Genomic DNA, 16,282 nt, shown 5'->3' with positions numbered 1-16,282 from the left:
AACCGCCCCGACCATCACAGGTGTAGTTTTCAGGGAGATATAACGAAAAGGGGAAGGACAAAAACCACAATGTCGCGAAGGGGCGGAGTGTAGCAGCTTTTGTGACGTGGCGCATAAAATATCCCTCCGCGTTCCCTCGACGTTAGCGTGAATCAGGCATAATCTTAATCAATCGATTGATTAATTTTTAATACCGCCATGAATACGACCCCAACAACAACCAAAGGTGAACAGGCCAAAAGCCAGCTGATTGCTGCCGCGCTGGCGCAGTTTGGCGAGTATGGCCTGCACGCGACCACGCGAGATATCGCCGCCCAGGCCGGGCAAAACATTGCGGCGATCACCTACTATTTTGGCTCAAAAGAGGATTTGTACCTCGCCTGCGCCCAGTGGATTGCCGATTTTATCGGCACACATTTTCGTCCGCACGTTGAAGAAGCCAGCGAGCTGTTGAGCCAGCCGACGCCGGATCGTGACGCTATCCGGCGGCTTATCCTGAATGCCTGCCATAATATGATCCGCCTGCTGACGCACGACGATACGCTCAACCTGAGTAAGTTTATCTCCCGCGAGCAGCTCTCCCCTACAACTGCCTATCAGCTGGTACACGATCAGGTCATTGCTCCGATGCATACCCACCTGACCCGGCTGATCGCCGCCTATACCGGGCGGGACGCCAGCGATACCGTGACCATTTTGCATACCCATGCCCTGCTGGGTGAAATCCTTGCCTTTCGTCTGGGGCGGGAAACCATCCTGTTACGCACCGGCTGGACACAATTCGATGAGGATAAAGCCGCGCAGATTAGCCAGGTCATCACCTGTCATCTCGATCTGATCCTGCAAGGCTTAACGCAAAGGAGCCTGAAGTCATGAAAAAACCTGTCGCCATCATTCTGGTGGTTGTTGTTTTGCTTGCCGCGGGCGTCGGTGGCTGGCTGTGGTATCAGAGCCATCAGGACCGGGGCCTGACGCTGTATGGTAATGTGGATATTCGTACCGTGAATATGAGCTTCCGCGTGGGTGGCCGTCTCGCCTCGCTGAGCGTTGACGAAGGTGATGCCATTAAACGCGGGCAGACGCTGGGCATGCTGGATAAAGCCCCCTACGAGAACGCCCTGATGCAGGCCAAAGCGGGCGTTTCCGTTGCCCAGGCGCAATATGACCTGATGCTGGCGGGTTATCGTGACGAAGAGATCGCCCAGGCCGCCGCTGCCGTTAAGCAGGCGAAAGCTGCCTACGACTACGCGCAGAATTTCTATAACCGTCAGCAGGGGCTGTGGAAAAGCCGCACCATTTCAGCCAACGATCTGGAGAATGCGCGTTCATCCCGCGACCAGGCGCAGGCGACGCTGAAATCCGCGCAGGATAAATTAAGCCAGTACACCACCGGTAACCGCCCGCAGGACATTGCCCAGGCCAAAGCCAGCCTTGAACAGGCGCAGGCGCAGCTGGCCCAGGCAGAGCTGGATCTGCATGATACAACCCTCATCGCCCCGTCTGACGGTACGCTGATGACCCGTGCCGTGGAGCCGGGCAGCATGCTCAGCGCGGGCAGCACCGTATTAACGCTCTCCCTGACCCGCCCGGTCTGGGTGCGCGCCTACATTGACGAGCCAAATCTCGGCCAGATGCAGCCGGGCCGCGAGCTGCTGCTCTATACCGATGGTCGTCCGGATAAGCCGTATCACGGCAAAGTCGGCTTTGTCTCCCCCACCGCCGAATTCACCCCGAAAACCGTTGAAACGCCGGACCTGCGTACCGACCTGGTGTACCGTCTGCGCATCATCGTCACCGATGCGGACGACGCGCTGCGTCAGGGCATGCCTGTTACCGTAAAAGTGAACAACGGGGAACGACATGAATGACGCGGTTATCCAGCTCAACAATCTGGTCAAACGCTTCGCAGGGATGGACAAACCGGCGGTCGCCCCGCTGAACTGCACCATTCAGAAAGGCTATGTGACCGGCCTGGTCGGCCCGGACGGCGCAGGCAAAACCACGCTGATGCGGATGCTGGCCGGTTTGCTAAAGCCGGATGAAGGCACAGCCAGCGTGCTTGGCCTTGACCCCATCAAAGACGACGGCGCGCTCCACGCCATGCTCGGCTATATGCCGCAGAAGTTTGGTCTGTATGAAGATCTGACGGTGATGGAAAACCTGAACCTGTATGCCGACCTGCGCAGCGTGACCGGCGAAACCCGGCAGAAAACCTTCGCCCGCCTGCTTGAGTTCACCTCCCTCGGCCCGTTCACCGACCGGCTGGCGGGCAAGCTCTCCGGCGGGATGAAGCAAAAGCTGGGGCTGGCCTGTACGCTCGTCGGCGAACCAAAGGTCCTGCTGCTGGACGAGCCCGGCGTCGGCGTGGACCCCATCTCCCGCCGTGAGCTGTGGCAGATGGTGCACGAGCTGGCAGGCGACGGGATGCTGATCCTCTGGAGCACCTCCTACCTCGACGAAGCGGAACAGTGCCGGGACGTGCTGCTGATGAACGAAGGCGAGCTGCTTTATCAGGGCGAGCCAACGACGTTGACGCAGAGCATGGCCGGACGCAGTTTCCTCCTCCACAGCCCGCAGGAGTCCAACCGCAGGCTGCTGCAGAGAGTGCTGAAACTGCCGCAGGTGAGCGACGGGATGATTCAGGGTCGGTCCGTGCGCGTAATCCTCAAAAAGGAGGCCACCGTCGAGGATATTCGCCGCGCGCCTGGCATGCCTGAAATTGAAATGGCAGAGACGGCGCCGCGCTTTGAAGATGCGTTCATCGACCTGCTGGGCGGCGCGGGGACATCGGAATCGCCTCTCGGCGCGATCCTCCACACGGTTGAAGGTACGCCGGGCGAGACGGTGATTGAAGCCAAATCCCTGACCAAAAAGTTCGGCGATTTCGCCGCCACCGATAACGTCAACTTTGCGGTAAAACGCGGCGAGATTTTTGGCCTGCTCGGGCCGAACGGCGCGGGGAAATCCACCACCTTTAAAATGATGTGTGGCCTGCTGGTGCCGACGTCCGGCAAGGCGCTGGTGCTGGATATGGATCTCAAAGTCAGCTCCGGCAAGGCGCGCCAGCATCTGGGCTATATGGCACAGAAATTCTCGTTGTATGGCAACCTGACCGTCGAGCAGAATCTGCGCTTTTTCTCCGGCGTGTACGGCCTGCGCGGGCGCGCGCAGAACGAGAAAATCCGCCGCATGAGCGATGCCTTCGGGTTAACGAATATTGCCTCCCACGCCACCGACGAACTGCCCCTCGGCTTTAAGCAGCGCCTCGCGCTGGCCTGCTCGCTGATGCACGAGCCCGATATTCTTTTCCTCGATGAGCCGACCTCCGGGGTGGATCCCCTCACCCGCCGCGAGTTCTGGCTGCATATCAACAGCATGGTGGAGAAAGGGGTGACGGTGATGGTGACCACCCATTTTATGGATGAGGCGGAATACTGCGACCGCATCGGGCTGGTCTATCGCGGCAAGCTGATTGCCCACGGCACCCCGGACGACCTGAAAAACCAGGCCGCCGACGATGCCGTGCCGGACCCGACCATGGAGCAGGCGTTTATCACCCTCATCCACGACTGGGATAAGGAGAATGCCCATGCGCAGTAACGCCCTTTCCTGGCGCCGGGTGCGCGCGTTATGCATAAAAGAGACGCGGCAGATCGTGCGTGACCCGAGTAGCTGGCTGATTGCGGTGGTGATCCCCCTGCTGCTGCTGTTTATCTTTGGCTACGGCATCAACCTCGACTCCAGCAAGCTGCGGGTCGGCATTTTGCTGGAGCAGCAGAGCGAAGAGGCGCTGGACTTCACCCACGCCATGACCGGCTCGCCGTACATTGACGCCACCATCAGCGATAACCGGCAGGCGCTGATCCAGAAGATGCAGGCCGGGAAAATTCGCGGGCTGGTGGTCATCCCGGTGGATTTCGCCGCCAATATGGCGCGGGCGAATGCCGACGCGCCGATCCAGGTGATTACCGACGGCAGCGAGCCGAACACCGCCAACTTCGTGCAGGGCTACGTGGAGGGGATCTGGCAGCTATGGCAGATGCAGCGTGCCGAAGACCGGGGGGAGACGTTTGAACCGCTCATCGACGTGCAAACACGCTACTGGTTTAACCCTGCCGCCATCAGCCAGCACTTTATCATTCCGGGCGCGGTGACGATTATCATGACGGTGATTGGCGCGATCCTGACCTCGCTGGTGATCGCCCGCGAGTGGGAGCGTGGCACCATGGAGGCGCTACTGTCCACAGAAGTGACGCGCGTCGAGCTGCTGCTGTGTAAGCTCATCCCCTACTATTTCCTCGGCATGCTGGCGATGCTGCTCTGTATGCTTGTCGCCGTCTTTATCCTCGGCGTGCCGTACCGCGGCTCGCTGGTGGTGCTGTTTTTTATCACCAGCCTGTTTTTACTCAGCACGCTGGGGATGGGGCTGCTCATCTCCACCATCACCCGCAACCAGTTTAACGCCGCGCAGGTGGCGCTCAACGCCGCCTTTTTACCGTCGATTATGCTGTCCGGGTTTATTTTCCAGATAGACAGTATGCCAGCGGTGATCCGCGCCGTGACCTACATCATTCCGGCGCGTTATTTCGTGAGCACGCTGCAAAGCCTGTTCCTGGCGGGGAATATTCCGGTGGTGCTGATTATCAACACGCTGTTTTTAATGGCGTCAGCGGTGATGTTTATCGGATTGACGTGGTTGAAAACCAAACGGCGTCTGGATTAAGGAGCGAACATGTTTCACCGACTATGGACGTTAATACGAAAAGAGCTGCAATCCCTGCTGCGCGAGCCGCAAACCCGCGCCATTCTGGTTTTGCCGGTGCTGATCCAGGTGTTGCTGTTCCCCTTTGCCGCGACGCTTGAGGTGACCAACGCCACCATCGCCATTTACAACGAAGACAACGGTAAACATTCCGTCGAGCTGACGCAGCGCTTTGCCCGTGCAAAAGCGTTTACCCATATCCTGCTGCTGAAAAGCCCGCAGGAAATCCAGCCGACCATCGATACGCAAAAAGCCCTGCTGCTGGTGCGCTTCCCGGCAGATTTTTCCCGTAACCTGGATACCTTCCAGACCGCGCCGATGCAGCTTATCCTCGACGGGCGCAACTCTAACAGCGCCCAGATTGCGGCCAACTATCTGCAGCAGGTGGTGAAGAATTATCAGCAGGAGCTGATGGACGGCAAACCAAAGCCCAACAACAGCGAGCTGGTGGTGCGTAACTGGTACAACCCGAATCTGGACTACAAATGGTTTGTGGTGCCGTCGCTGATCGCCATGATCACCACCATCGGGGTGATGATCGTCACCTCCCTGTCCGTCGCCCGCGAGCGGGAGCAAGGTACGCTGGATCAGCTGCTGGTTTCCCCGCTCGCGACCTGGCAAATCTTTGTTGGCAAAGCGGTGCCGGCGCTGATTGTCGCGACATTTCAGGCCACTATCGTGCTGGGCGTGGGAATTTGGGCCTATCAAATCCCGTTTGCCGGTTCGCTGGCGCTGTTTTACTTCACGATGGTGATTTACGGGCTGTCGCTGGTGGGGTTTGGGCTGTTAATTTCGGCGCTGTGCTCGACGCAGCAGCAGGCGTTTATCGGCGTGTTTGTCTTTATGATGCCAGCGATTTTGCTCTCCGGGTACGTTTCCCCTGTCGAGAACATGCCGGTGTGGCTGCAGGACATCACATGGATAAACCCGATACGCCACTTCACGGACATTACCAAGCAGATCTATCTGAAGGATGCGAGTCTGGATATTGTCTGGGGGAGTTTGTGGCCGCTACTGGTCATAGCGGCCACGACGGGGTCAGTGGCGTACGCGATGTTTAGACGCAACATTGCGTAGCTTTTTCTCTTTGGTGAGCAATGAGACCACCGCAGGCCCTGCAAGGATTGCGAGACCCGCCAGGGCCAGCAGCAGGTTGTTTTGCAGCACGCGTGACAGCAGCCAAAGCACAATCATCGCGGCACCAAAGTACCAGGTGGTGGTGAGCTCTTCGAGCACATCACCCACCTCGCGCCAGCGCGCTTCATGGTGGCGCTGTAAGAACAGCATCGACAGCACGGTGACGCCATAGAGGACGCATAGCCCCAGGCCAACACGCACCAGCGTGCCGCTCATCCAGCCCATCACCAGTACGGCCACGACCAGTAAATGCAACATTATCTGCCAGCAACTTAACCCCGTTGCGACACGAACACGTTGTTGCCACTTCATGGCTTCTCTCCTGAAGGATTTTATCTGCTTAATCAGACTACCGCACTTTACGGAAAATTCCGTAACGCCGCATCTTTTTGTGACGCCGACTACACTTTATTTTCATTGGGATAGTCACTCAGGAAGGGGCTTATGACTCAAAAAATGCAGCATTTCTCGCTTAAAGTGCTGACGATAAACATTCATAAAGGCTTCACAGCATTTAATCGCCGCTTCATTTTACCGGAGCTGCGCGACGCGGTTCGCACCGTCAGCGCGGACATTGTCTGCCTGCAGGAGGTGATGGGCGCGCACGAGGTGCATCCCATGCATTTCGAGAACTGGCCCGATACGCCGCACTATGAATTTCTGGCCGACACGATGTGGAGTGATTACGCCTACGGGCGCAACGCGGTCTATCCGGAAGGCCATCACGGGAACGCGGTGCTGTCACGTTTTCCTATCGAACATTATGAGAACCGGGACGTTTCCGTGGGTGAGAGCGAAAAGCGCGGGCTGCTATACTGCCGCATCGCGCCACCGGCACTCACGGTGCCCATTCATGTCGGTTGCGTGCATCTTGGCCTGCGCGAAGCCCACCGTCAGGCGCAGCTACAGATGCTGGCTGACTGGACCAATGCGCTTCCCGACGGAGAACCCGTGGTCGTGGCCGGTGATTTTAACGACTGGCGGCAGCGCGCGAACCATCCTCTGAAAGTCAATGCAGGGCTGGAGGAGATTTTTACCCGGGCCCATGGTCGCCCGGCACGGACGTTCCCGGTGCGCTTTCCCCTGCTGCGCCTGGACCGTATCTACGTGAAAAATGCCCATGCCAGCAGCCCGACGGCGCTGGCCTTACTTAACTGGCGACATCTGTCCGACCATGCCCCGCTCAGCGCGGAGATCCACTTATGAAATGTTCCTGGCAGGAAGGCAACCGGATCTCGCTGCTGGTCAACGGCGACGAGTATTACCCGGCCGTCTTTAAGGCGATTGATAACGCTAAGCAGAGAGTGATCCTCGAAACCTTTATCTGGTTCGAGGACGACGTGGGCAAACAGTTACACAGCGTACTGCTGCGTGCCGCCCGGCGCGGCGTCAAAATTGAAGCGCTGCTGGACGGCTATGGCTCACCGGACCTCAGCGACGGGTTCGTGAATGAACTGACCGCTGCGGGCGTGGTGTTCCGCTACTACGATCCCGGCCCGCGCCTGTTTGGCATGCGTACCAACCTTTTCCGGCGGATGCACCGCAAAATTGTGGTGGTGGATGAGACGGTGGCGTTTGTCGGCGGCATTAACTACTCCGCTGAACATATGTCCGACTACGGCCCGGAAGCAAAACAGGATTACGCCATTCGCATTGAGGGCCCGGTAGTACAGGACATCGTATTATTCGAACTGGAGAACCTGCCGGGGAAAGAGGCCGTTCGCCGCTGGTGGAAACGCCGCCATCGCCCGGAGGAGAACCGCAAGCCCGGCGAAGCGCAGGCCCTTTTCGTCTGGCGCGATAACGGCGAGCACCGGGACGATATTGAACGCCATTACCTGAAGATGCTCGCCAACGCGAAGCGCGAAGTGATCATTGCTAACGCCTACTTTTTCCCGGGCTATCGCCTGCTGCATGCCATGCGTAATGCGGCCCGGCGCGGCGTACGGGTGAAGCTGATTGTGCAGGGCGAGCCGGATATGCCGATAGTCAAAGTTGGCGCGCGGCTGCTGTATAACTATCTGGTCAAAGGCGGCGTTCAGATCTACGAATATCGCCGTCGGCCGCTACATGGCAAAGTCGCGCTGATGGACGATCACTGGGCCACCGTCGGCTCCAGCAACCTGGATCCGCTGAGCTTATCGCTGAATCTCGAAGCTAACCTGATCATCCACGATCGCCAGTTTAATCAGACCCTGCGGGATAATTTGCAGGCCCTGATTGTTAACGACTGCGTGCGCGTGGATGAGTCTATGGTGCCGAAACGCACCTGGTGGAACCTGGGCATCAGCGTAGTGGTGTTCCACTTCCTGCGTCATTTCCCGGCGATGGTCGGCTGGCTGCCAGCGCATACGCCGAAGCTGGCGCAGGTGGACCCGCCGGTACAACCCGAAATGGAAACCCAGGACCGCGTTGAAGCGGAAGATGGAGGCAAACCCTGATGTCGAAATCACATCCGCGCTGGCGGCTGGCGAAAAAAATTCTCACCTGGGTGTTCTTTATTGCGGTCGCCGTGCTGCTGGTAGTGTATGCCCAAAAAGTTGACTGGGAGGAGGTGTGGAAAGTTATCCGCAACTACAACCGGATGGTGCTGCTGGGCGCGACAGGGCTGGTGATCGTGAGCTACCTGATGTACGGCTGCTACGACCTGCTGGGCCGGGCATACTGCGGCCACAAGCTGGCTAAACGCCAGGTGATGCTGGTGTCGTTTATTTGCTACGCCTTCAACCTGACGCTGAGTACCTGGGTCGGGGGGATTGGCATGCGCTATCGCCTCTACTCGCGTCTCGGGCTGCCGGGCGGGACCATAACACGCATTTTTTCCCTGAGCATCACCACTAACTGGCTGGGCTATATTCTGCTCGGCGGGGTGATTTTCACCATCGGCGTGGTCCAGCTGCCCGCGCACTGGTACATCGATGAAGCCACGCTGCGTATTCTCGGCATCGTGCTGCTGCTGATTATCGCTTTTTATCTGTGGGCCTGCGCGTTTGCTAAACGCCGTCATATGACCCTCAGAGGGCAGAAACTGGTATTGCCGTCGTGGAAGTTTGCCATGCTGCAGATGGCGGTATCCAGCGCTAACTGGATGGCGATGGGAGCAATTATCTGGCTGTTGATTGGCGAGGACGTGAATTACTTCTTCGTGCTGGGCGTGCTGCTGGTGAGCAGTATCGCCGGGGTTATTGTGCATATCCCGGCGGGGATTGGGGTGCTGGAGGCGGTGTTCATTGCGCTTCTGGCCGGAGAGCATGTTTCTCAGGGAGCGATTATTGCCGCCCTGCTCGCCTACCGCATGCTCTATTACTTCCTGCCGCTGGCGCTGGCCACGGTCTGTTATCTGGTGCTGGAGAGTCGGGCGAAGAAACTACGGGCGAAGAATGAGAGGATGTTAGCGAAGTGAATAAGTCGGGTGGCTGCTTCGCCTTACCCGACCTACGGTTCGCGTTTCGTAGGCCGGGTAAGGCGAAGCCGCCACCCGGCAAAACAACCTTAACGACGGTTGCCGAAAATACGCAGCAACATCAGGAACAGGTTGATGAAGTCCAGATAGAGCGTCAGCGCGCCCAGAATCGAGTATTTGCGCAGGTTTGAACTGTCGCGCACGTCGATCTGCTCGCCGATGTTTTTCAGCTTCTGGGTGTCATACGCCGTCAGCCCAACGAAGACCACCACACCAATGTAGGTCACGGCCCACATCAGCGCTTCACTCTTCAGCCACAGGTTCACCAGCGACGCCAGCACAATCCCGATCAGCCCCATAAACAGCATGCTGCCGAAACCACTCAGGTCACGTTTGGTGGTGTAGCCGTAAAGGCTCATCGCGCCGAACATCCCGCCGGTTACCACAAACGTGCTGGCAATGGAGGAGTAGGTGTAGACGATGAAAATACTGGAAAGCGTCAGCCCCGTTAGCGCCGAATAGAGCATAAACAGCGTGGTCGCCATCCCCGCACTGAGCTTTTGCACCAGCCCGGAGAGGACAAACACCAGCGCCAGCTGCGCGATAATCAGCCCAAAGAAGGTGATTTTGCTGGAGAAGATAAACATCATCAGTTCAGGCGTGTTCGCCGCATACCACGCGATAAACGCGGTAAGCAGCAGGCCAACTGTCATCCAGCCGTACACCTGAGCCATATACGTCTGCAGGCCGCTACGGGTCTGCTGTACTATTGAATCGGAACGCGGAAATCGGTCCATGATTCACTCCTGATTAAGATTAAGTAGACACACACGTTAAGATTAACACATCCACGTCAACCGACTACCAACGGCTGGCGGCTTGTTTATCGCTATCGCGGGATTCCACCCAGCGCTCCCCTTCCGGCGTCGCTTCCCGCTTCCAGAACGGCGCTTTAGTTTTGAGGTAATCCATCATGAACTCCCCTGCCGCAAACGCGCTGCCGCGGTGCGCGCTGGTCACGCCCACGAAGACAATCTCTTCGCCTGGCCACATCTCGCCGATGCGGTGGATCACCGTGACGCGCCCGAGCGGCCAGCGGCCTCGCGCTTCTTCCACAATGGCCGCCAGCGATTTCTCCGTCATGCCCGGGTAGTGCTCCAGCGTCAGCGCCTTTACGCTGTCACCGAGGTTGTGGTTACGCACCTTGCCAGTGAACGTCACGACCGCGCCGTCTTCGTCACGCTCGGCCAGCCAGTCATATTCTGTCCCCACGTTAAAACGCGCCGGGCTCACCAGAATTCGGGTCTCAGCCATCTTAACCCCCTGTGACCGGCGGAAAGAAGGCCACTTCATCCCCTGCGGTTAGTGGATGGCTGAACTCAACCAGCGTCTGGTTCACGGCGGCCAGCAGCTTACTTTCGTCCAGCGCCAGCGCCCAGCGTTCGCCCTGTGCGGCCAGATGCGCACGCAGGGCGGCGACGTTTTCAAAAGAGCCCTCCAGCGTCAGGCTGTCGGTATTCACCAGCTCGCGCACCTGGGCAAAAAAGAGCACCTTAATCATGGCTGTCCACCTTAAAATCACCGGATTTGCCGCCGCTTTTTGCCAGCAGGCGAACCGGGCCAATCACCATATCTTTCTGCACCGCTTTACACATGTCGTAGATGGTCAGCGCGGCAACGGAGGCTGCCGTCAGGGCTTCCATCTCAACGCCGGTCTTCCCGGTTAAGCGGCACAGGGACTCAATGCGCACCCGATTATGCTCCGGCTGCGCCTGCAGGTTCACTTCCACCTTGCTAAGCATCAGCGGATGGCAAAGGGGAATGAGGTCCCAGGTGCGCTTGGCGGCCTGAATACCGGCGATGCGGGCGGTGGCAAAGACGTCACCCTTGTGGTGGCTGCCGTCGATAATCATCGCCAGCGTTTCCGGCTGCATGGTAACGAACGCTTCCGCGCGCGCCTCGCGCACCGTTTCCGCTTTGGCGGAGACATCCACCATATGCGCTTCGCCGGCGGCGTTAATGTGGGTCAGTTGTGACATAGCTTATTTCTTTAAATGGGGATGGAAATTACACGGACGGGTACGGGCATCCAGCTGCGGGGCGATGATGTTTTCCCATGCGGTGCGGCAGGCTTTGGTCGAGCCCGGCATGGCGAAAATCAGGGTGTTGTTGGCCACCCCGGCGACGGCGCGCGATTGCAGCGTGGAGGTACCAATCTCCTCAAAGGAGAGCATGCGGAATACTTCGCCGAAGCCTTCCACTTCGCGGTCAAACAGCGGGATCAGCGCTTCAGGCGCCTGATCGCCTGCGGTAAAACCGGTGCCGCCGGTGATCAATACCACCTGCACTTCATCGCTGGCAATCCACTGCGAAACCTGCGCGCGAATGGCGTAGCGGTTCTCTTTCACAATCGCTTTATCGACGATGTGATGCCCCGCATCATGGGCCGCCTCGCGCAGCCAGTGGCCGGACGTATCATCCTCTTCGCCACGGCGGTCGGAAACGGTAAGAATAGCAATGCGTGTCGGGATAAATTCTGCGCTTACCTGACTCATCTTCTGATTCCTTCTTAAGCCTGATCACCCGCCAATATAAGACAGGTTCTGAGTAATGCCGGTGTTGCCCTGATGCAGGAAGTGGGTCTGTTTTTTGTGCGTCAGCGCTTCAGAAATGCGCGCTTCAAGCGCTTCCTGCTGAGTATCGTCTTCCAGCAGATCGCGCAGATCTACGCCGCCGTCGCCGAAGAGGCAGAGATGGAGCTTGCCCACGGAGGAGACGCGCAGACGGTTACAGCTGGCGCAGAAGTCTTTCTCATAGGGCATGATAAGCCCAATCTCACCCTCGTAATCCGGGTGGCAGAAGACCTGCGCCGGGCCGTCGCTGCGCTGGCGGATCTGGTGGATCCAGCCGCGTTTGAGCAGCTCGTCGCGCAACACCATGCCGGAAATGTGATGGCGGCGGAACAGGTCACTGCCCTCACCGGTTTCCATCAGCTCGATAAAACGCAGCTGGATTGGGCGAGATTTTATCCACGCCAGGAAGGTATCGAGCTGATGATGGTTCACATCACGCATCAGCACCGTATTGACTTTGACTTTCTCGAACCCGGCCGCAAATGCCGCGTCGATGCCGTCCATCACCTGGCGGAACTTGTCCTGGCCGGTAATGGCGTGAAACTGGCGGGCATCGAGGCTGTCCACGCTGACGTTGATGGCGGTTAAGCCCGCGTCGCGCCAGGTCGCCACATCACGCGCCATCCGGTAACCGTTGGTGGTCACCGCAATCTGGCGGATATGTTCGTTTTCACGCACGGCGGCAATGATGTCGGGGAAATCACGGCGCAGAGAAGGTTCGCCTCCGGTCAGCCTGACCTTTTCGGTGCCAAGCCCGGAGAACGCGCGCGTAACGCGGCGCACCTCATCCACGGAGAGAAAGCCGTTATTGGTGACGCTGCCCGGTTTGTAACCGTCGGGCAGGCAGTAGGTGCAACGGAAGTTGCACACATCGGTAATAGACAGACGTAAGTAATAAAACTTACGCGCGAAAGCATCAGTCAGTTGTGAAGCCATGTACACCTTTCCAGATACGGGAGGCACAGTCATTTCTTTCTGTACCCTGGTGGCAGATCCGCCACGGCCAGAGCGCCATATCTTTCGACACAGGCACAAAGGCTAGAGTGTATGTTTTCAAATTCGAAAACGTGGTTATGGCGATAGTAGCGCGGAAATTCTCACTTCGCCATCATCGCCTTTCGCTATATAATTATGTATATAGCGACTCAATCGTGCATTTTCGCTACAGATTACCTAAAAACCTTCTTTTCGCATTGATATACGTCATTTTGCTTCGTATGAGGCATCGTCTTTTAGGGGTAGTTCAGGTAGTGTTACGCAGATCAAACGTGATAAGGAATTGGTATGCGCAATCGCACTTTTGCGGATCTTGACCGAGTGGTCGCTCTTGGCGGAGGCCACGGTCTGGGCCGGGTGATGTCCTCTTTGTCGTCACTGGGCTCAAGGCTGACAGGGATAGTGACAACCACCGATAATGGCGGCTCAACCGGGCGGATCAGACGTGCCGAAGGCGGCATCGCCTGGGGGGATATGCGCAACTGTCTCAACCAGCTGATTACCGAACCGAGCGTCGCATCAGCGATGTTTGAGTACCGTTTTGGCGGTAATGGGGAACTTTCCGGGCATAACCTTGGAAATTTAATGCTTAAGGCGCTGGATCACCTGAGCGTGCGCCCGCTTGAAGCCATCAACTTGATACGAAATCTGCTGAAAGTGGATGCGTTCCTGATCCCGATGTCTGAACAGCCGGTGGATTTAATGGCCATTGATGCTGACGATCACGAAGTGTACGGCGAAGTGAATATCGACCAGCTTCTGCTGCCGCCAAAAGAGCTGATGACCTACCCGAGCGTACCGGCAACGCGTGAAGCCGTCGAAGCGATTGGCGAAGCGGATTTAATCCTGATTGGCCCGGGCAGTTTTTATACCAGCCTGATGCCGATCCTGCTGGTCAAAGAGCTGGCGCAGGCGCTGCGTCGCACCCCTGCTCCGATGGTTTACATCGGTAATCTGGGGCGTGAGCTGAGCCCGGCGGCGGCAAGCCTGTCGCTGGCAGACAAACTGAGCCTGGTGGAGCAGTACGTCGGCAAGAAAATCATCGACGGCGTGGTGGTTGGGCCTAAGGTGGATGTCTCCGGTATCGGCGAGCGGGTGGTGATTCAGGTGCCGCTGGAGGCCAGCGATATTAAATACCGCCACGACCGCCATCTGCTGCGCGAAGCGCTGGAGAAGGCGATTCAGGCGCTGGGTTAGGTTCGTTTTATGCGGCCTGTTGCCCTCACCCCGGCCCTCTCCCACAGGGAGAGGGAGAAAACACATCACCAACTCACGATGCCGCAATAAACAAATCCCGCAGCTGATGAAGCTGATCGCGGATCTGTGCCGCCTCTTCGAACTCCAGGTTCTGGGCGTGCTGCATCATCTGCGCCTCCAGCTCGTGGATCTTCTGCTGCAGCGCTTTCGGCGTCAGTACGACGGTATCTTCTTCCACCACGGAACGCGCCTTGCCGCGGCCTTTCGCTTTGGTCTTCGCAATGTTCTGACCGAGCGCCAGAATATCCACCACTTTCTTGTTCAGCCCCTGCGGAGTAATGCCGTGCTCTTCGTTATAGCGCTGCTGTTTCTCACGGCGGCGTTCCGTTTCGCCAATCGCTTTCGCCATCGACGGGGTAATTTTGTCGCCGTAGAGAATCGCTTTGCCATTGACGTTACGCGCGGCGCGGCCAATGGTCTGGATCAGCGAGCGCTCGGAACGCAGGAAGCCCTCTTTATCCGCGTCCAGAATCGCCACCAGCGAGACTTCCGGCATATCCAGCCCCTCTCGCAACAGGTTGATCCCTACCAGCACGTCAAACTCACCCAGACGCAGATCGCGGATGATCTCCATACGCTCCACGGTATCGATATCCGAGTGCAGATAACGCACCTTCTCGCCGTGCTCTTCCAGGTACTCCGTCAGGTCTTCCGCCATACGCTTGGTGAGCGTGGTCACCAGCACACGCTCGTTGATGGCGGCACGCTTGCGGATCTCAGAGAGCAGATCGTCCACCTGGGTCGCCACCGGACGCACTTCGATAATCGGATCCAGCAGCCCGGTCGGACGAACCACCTGATCAATCACCTCATCGCCCGATTTCTCCAGCTCGTAGTTGCCCGGCGTGGCCGACACGTAGATAGTCTGCGGCGCCAGCGCCTCAAACTCTTCAAACTTCATCGGCCGGTTATCCAGTGCCGACGGCAGACGGAAGCCGTACTCCACCAGCGTCTCTTTACGCGCGCGGTCACCGCGGTACATCCCGCCAATCTGCGGAATGGTGACGTGGGATTCGTCTATCACCAGCAAGCCGTCGGCCGGGAGGTAGTCAAAAAGCGTCGGCGGCGGCTCACCCGGCCCACGACCTGAGAGGAAACGGGAGTAGTTTTCAATACCGGAGCAGTAGCCGAGCTCGTTCATCATCTCCAGATCGAACTGGGTTCGCTGGCTCAGGCGCTGCTCTTCCAGCAGCTTATTGTTCGCCAGAAGCACCTTACGGCGTTCAGCCAGCTCCACTTTGATCTCTTCCATCGCCTGCACGATACGCTCGCGCGGCGTCACGTAGTGCGTTTTAGGGTAGATGGTAAAACGCTGGATCACCGACTCAACGTGACCGGTTAGCGGGTCAAACAACGATAAACGTTCAACCTCTTCATCAAACAGCTCAACGCGCAGCGCCATATCGTCCGATTCCGCCGGGAAGATGTCGATCACCTCCCCGCGCACGCGGAACGTTCCGCGCTGAAATGCCTGGTCGTTACGGGTGTACTGCAACTCCGCCAGTCGGCGCAAAATCGCACGCTGATCGATGATCATCCCCTGCGTCAGGTGGAGCATCATCTTCAGATAGAGGTCCGGGTCGCCCAGGCCGTAAATCGCCGAAACCGACGCCACCACAACCACATCGCGACGCTCCAGAAGCGCCTTGGTCGCCGACAGTCGCATCTGCTCGATGTGTTCGTTCACTGAGGCATCTTTCTCGATGAAGGTGTCAGAGCTCGGCACATAGGCTTCCGGCTGGTAGTAATCGTAGTAGGAGACGAAATACTCAACGGCGTTCTCCGGGAAGAACTCTTTCATCTCGCCGTAAAGCTGTGCCGCGAGGGTTTTGTTGGGGGCAAGCACCATCGTAGGGCGCTGCAGATCCGCGATCACGTTGGCGATGGTGAACGTTTTACCGGAACCGGTTACCCCCAGCAGCGTCTGGTGCGCAAGCCCATCTTCCAGCCCCTCTTCCAGACGACGGATCGCCTCAGGCTGATCGCCAGATGGACGGAAAGCAGAATTCAGTTTGAACGGTTTACTCATGGGCGACGACCTGATGACGTTATAAGCGGCAGGTGAGTAATTTTACTCGTTGTTGCCAGGAATGC

At 57.9% G+C, this 16,282-nt stretch carries 17 protein-coding genes and 1 riboswitch; of the genes, 9 read left to right on the top strand and 8 right to left on the bottom strand.

The window, feature by feature from the left end:
• Positions 1–198 precede the first annotated feature (198 nt).
• The 5 genes from cecR to ACMGGM_RS20050 are packed head-to-tail and all read left to right on the top strand — an operon-like array spanning position 199 to position 5,839.
• On the top strand, positions 199–876 hold the full coding sequence (gene cecR / locus ACMGGM_RS20070) for a transcriptional regulator CecR (RefSeq protein ID WP_023332459.1): 678 nt from the start codon (positions 199–201) through the stop codon (positions 874–876).
• A complete protein-coding gene (hlyD, locus tag ACMGGM_RS20065; RefSeq protein WP_023332458.1) occupies positions 873–1,868 on the top strand; it encodes a secretion protein HlyD in 996 nt (331 codons plus the stop codon). Before cecR ends, hlyD begins: the two co-directional genes overlap by 4 nt.
• Positions 1,861–3,600, top strand: coding sequence for an ATP-binding cassette domain-containing protein (locus ACMGGM_RS20060; RefSeq protein WP_023336950.1), 1,740 nt, complete (start codon positions 1,861–1,863; stop codon positions 3,598–3,600). Before hlyD ends, ACMGGM_RS20060 begins: the two co-directional genes overlap by 8 nt.
• A complete protein-coding gene (locus ACMGGM_RS20055) occupies positions 3,590–4,723 on the top strand; it encodes an ABC transporter permease (RefSeq protein ID WP_023332456.1) in 1,134 nt (377 codons plus the stop codon). The genes ACMGGM_RS20060 and ACMGGM_RS20055 overlap by 11 nt, the downstream gene beginning before the upstream one ends.
• Positions 4,724–4,732: 9 nt before the next feature.
• Positions 4,733–5,839 carry an ABC transporter permease gene (locus tag ACMGGM_RS20050; RefSeq protein WP_023332455.1) on the top strand — a complete coding sequence of 369 codons (1,107 nt, stop codon included), beginning with the start codon at positions 4,733–4,735 and terminating at the stop codon, positions 5,837–5,839.
• Here ACMGGM_RS20050 and ACMGGM_RS20045 read toward each other — a convergent pair.
• Positions 5,801–6,211 (bottom strand): YbhQ family protein, encoded by a 411-nt coding sequence (locus ACMGGM_RS20045; protein ID WP_014883088.1) that lies wholly within the window; start codon positions 6,209–6,211, stop codon positions 5,801–5,803. The genes ACMGGM_RS20050 and ACMGGM_RS20045 overlap by 39 nt on opposite strands.
• A gap of 132 nt (positions 6,212–6,343) precedes the next feature.
• Between ACMGGM_RS20045 and ACMGGM_RS20040 the strand changes: the two genes are divergently transcribed.
• From ACMGGM_RS20040 to ACMGGM_RS20030, 3 genes are read left to right on the top strand one after another with little or no spacing between them, the layout of a single operon-like run.
• The gene (locus ACMGGM_RS20040) at positions 6,344–7,105 is read left to right on the top strand and encodes an endonuclease/exonuclease/phosphatase family protein (RefSeq protein ID WP_023332454.1); all 762 of its coding nucleotides are present in this window, start codon (positions 6,344–6,346) and stop codon (positions 7,103–7,105) included.
• Complete coding sequence (gene clsB / locus ACMGGM_RS20035) at positions 7,102–8,340, top strand: cardiolipin synthase ClsB (RefSeq protein WP_014883086.1); 1,239 nt, start codon at positions 7,102–7,104, stop codon at positions 8,338–8,340. The genes ACMGGM_RS20040 and clsB overlap by 4 nt, the downstream gene beginning before the upstream one ends.
• On the top strand, positions 8,340–9,302 hold the full coding sequence (locus tag ACMGGM_RS20030) for a lysylphosphatidylglycerol synthase transmembrane domain-containing protein (protein ID WP_014883085.1): 963 nt from the start codon (positions 8,340–8,342) through the stop codon (positions 9,300–9,302). The genes clsB and ACMGGM_RS20030 overlap by 1 nt, the downstream gene beginning before the upstream one ends.
• An 89-nt stretch (positions 9,303–9,391) precedes the next feature.
• Here ACMGGM_RS20030 and ACMGGM_RS20025 read toward each other — a convergent pair whose 3' ends face one another.
• The 6 genes from ACMGGM_RS20025 to moaA form a co-directional block, all read right to left on the bottom strand.
• Positions 9,392–10,099 (bottom strand): Bax inhibitor-1 family protein, encoded by a 708-nt coding sequence (locus ACMGGM_RS20025; RefSeq protein ID WP_014883084.1) that lies wholly within the window; start codon positions 10,097–10,099, stop codon positions 9,392–9,394.
• A 64-nt stretch (positions 10,100–10,163) separates the two neighbouring features.
• On the bottom strand, positions 10,164–10,616 hold the full coding sequence (gene moaE / locus ACMGGM_RS20020) for a molybdopterin synthase catalytic subunit MoaE (RefSeq protein WP_014883083.1): 453 nt from the start codon (positions 10,614–10,616) through the stop codon (positions 10,164–10,166).
• Position 10,617: 1 nt separating this feature from the next.
• Positions 10,618–10,863, bottom strand: coding sequence for a molybdopterin synthase sulfur carrier subunit (gene moaD, locus ACMGGM_RS20015; protein ID WP_014883082.1), 246 nt, complete (start codon positions 10,861–10,863; stop codon positions 10,618–10,620).
• Entirely contained in the window at positions 10,856–11,341 is a 486-nt protein-coding gene (moaC, locus tag ACMGGM_RS20010) for a cyclic pyranopterin monophosphate synthase MoaC (protein ID WP_014883081.1), read from the bottom strand. The genes moaD and moaC overlap by 8 nt, the downstream gene beginning before the upstream one ends.
• Before the next feature lie 3 nt (positions 11,342–11,344).
• The gene (gene moaB / locus ACMGGM_RS20005; RefSeq protein WP_023292963.1) at positions 11,345–11,857 is read right to left on the bottom strand and encodes a molybdenum cofactor biosynthesis protein B; all 513 of its coding nucleotides are present in this window, start codon (positions 11,855–11,857) and stop codon (positions 11,345–11,347) included.
• Positions 11,858–11,881: 24 nt separating this feature from the next.
• Positions 11,882–12,871, bottom strand: a complete 990-nt coding sequence (gene moaA / locus ACMGGM_RS20000; protein ID WP_032637145.1) for a GTP 3',8-cyclase MoaA — start codon at positions 12,869–12,871, stop codon at positions 11,882–11,884.
• Positions 12,859–12,993, bottom strand: a riboswitch (molybdenum cofactor riboswitch). (Overlaps the previous gene by 13 nt.)
• Before the next feature lie 226 nt (positions 12,994–13,219).
• On the opposite strand from moaA, the gene yvcK reads away from it, so the two are divergent.
• Positions 13,220–14,128 (top strand): uridine diphosphate-N-acetylglucosamine-binding protein YvcK, encoded by a 909-nt coding sequence (gene yvcK / locus ACMGGM_RS19995; protein WP_069601832.1) that lies wholly within the window; start codon positions 13,220–13,222, stop codon positions 14,126–14,128.
• A 73-nt stretch (positions 14,129–14,201) separates the two neighbouring features.
• Here yvcK and uvrB read toward each other — a convergent pair whose 3' ends face one another.
• Entirely contained in the window at positions 14,202–16,217 is a 2,016-nt protein-coding gene (uvrB, locus tag ACMGGM_RS19990; protein WP_014883077.1) for an excinuclease ABC subunit UvrB, read from the bottom strand.
• Between the last annotated feature and the right edge of the window lie 65 nt (positions 16,218–16,282).

It is taken from the genome of Enterobacter sp. BNK-14 (genome assembly GCF_047456095.1).
GTDB classification, from domain to species: domain Bacteria; phylum Pseudomonadota; class Gammaproteobacteria; order Enterobacterales; family Enterobacteriaceae; genus Enterobacter; species Enterobacter kobei.
The sequence above is the reverse complement of the archived record's forward strand: the minus strand, read 5'-3'. Positions and strand labels throughout refer to the sequence as shown.

What these genes read in the sequence shown, in the direction of transcription:
- cecR (WP_023332459.1), top strand. Translation starts at nt 199, where the DNA reads ATGAATACGACCCCAACAACAACCAAAGGTGAACAGGCCAAAAGCCAG.
- hlyD (WP_023332458.1), top strand. Translation starts at nt 873, where the DNA reads ATGAAAAAACCTGTCGCCATCATTCTGGTGGTTGTTGTTTTGCTTGCC.
- ACMGGM_RS20060 (WP_023336950.1), top strand. Translation starts at nt 1,861, where the DNA reads ATGAATGACGCGGTTATCCAGCTCAACAATCTGGTCAAACGCTTCGCA.
- ACMGGM_RS20055 (WP_023332456.1), top strand. Translation starts at nt 3,590, where the DNA reads ATGCGCAGTAACGCCCTTTCCTGGCGCCGGGTGCGCGCGTTATGCATA.
- ACMGGM_RS20050 (WP_023332455.1), top strand. Translation starts at nt 4,733, where the DNA reads ATGTTTCACCGACTATGGACGTTAATACGAAAAGAGCTGCAATCCCTG.
- ACMGGM_RS20045 (WP_014883088.1), bottom strand. Translation starts at nt 6,211, where the DNA reads ATGAAGTGGCAACAACGTGTTCGTGTCGCAACGGGGTTAAGTTGCTGG.
- ACMGGM_RS20040 (WP_023332454.1), top strand. Translation starts at nt 6,344, where the DNA reads ATGACTCAAAAAATGCAGCATTTCTCGCTTAAAGTGCTGACGATAAAC.
- clsB (WP_014883086.1), top strand. Translation starts at nt 7,102, where the DNA reads ATGAAATGTTCCTGGCAGGAAGGCAACCGGATCTCGCTGCTGGTCAAC.
- ACMGGM_RS20030 (WP_014883085.1), top strand. Translation starts at nt 8,340, where the DNA reads ATGTCGAAATCACATCCGCGCTGGCGGCTGGCGAAAAAAATTCTCACC.
- ACMGGM_RS20025 (WP_014883084.1), bottom strand. Translation starts at nt 10,099, where the DNA reads ATGGACCGATTTCCGCGTTCCGATTCAATAGTACAGCAGACCCGTAGC.
- moaE (WP_014883083.1), bottom strand. Translation starts at nt 10,616, where the DNA reads ATGGCTGAGACCCGAATTCTGGTGAGCCCGGCGCGTTTTAACGTGGGG.
- moaD (WP_014883082.1), bottom strand. Translation starts at nt 10,863, where the DNA reads ATGATTAAGGTGCTCTTTTTTGCCCAGGTGCGCGAGCTGGTGAATACC.
- moaC (WP_014883081.1), bottom strand. Translation starts at nt 11,341, where the DNA reads ATGTCACAACTGACCCACATTAACGCCGCCGGCGAAGCGCATATGGTG.
- moaB (WP_023292963.1), bottom strand. Translation starts at nt 11,857, where the DNA reads ATGAGTCAGGTAAGCGCAGAATTTATCCCGACACGCATTGCTATTCTT.
- moaA (WP_032637145.1), bottom strand. Translation starts at nt 12,871, where the DNA reads ATGGCTTCACAACTGACTGATGCTTTCGCGCGTAAGTTTTATTACTTA.
- yvcK (WP_069601832.1), top strand. Translation starts at nt 13,220, where the DNA reads ATGCGCAATCGCACTTTTGCGGATCTTGACCGAGTGGTCGCTCTTGGC.
- uvrB (WP_014883077.1), bottom strand. Translation starts at nt 16,217, where the DNA reads ATGAGTAAACCGTTCAAACTGAATTCTGCTTTCCGTCCATCTGGCGAT.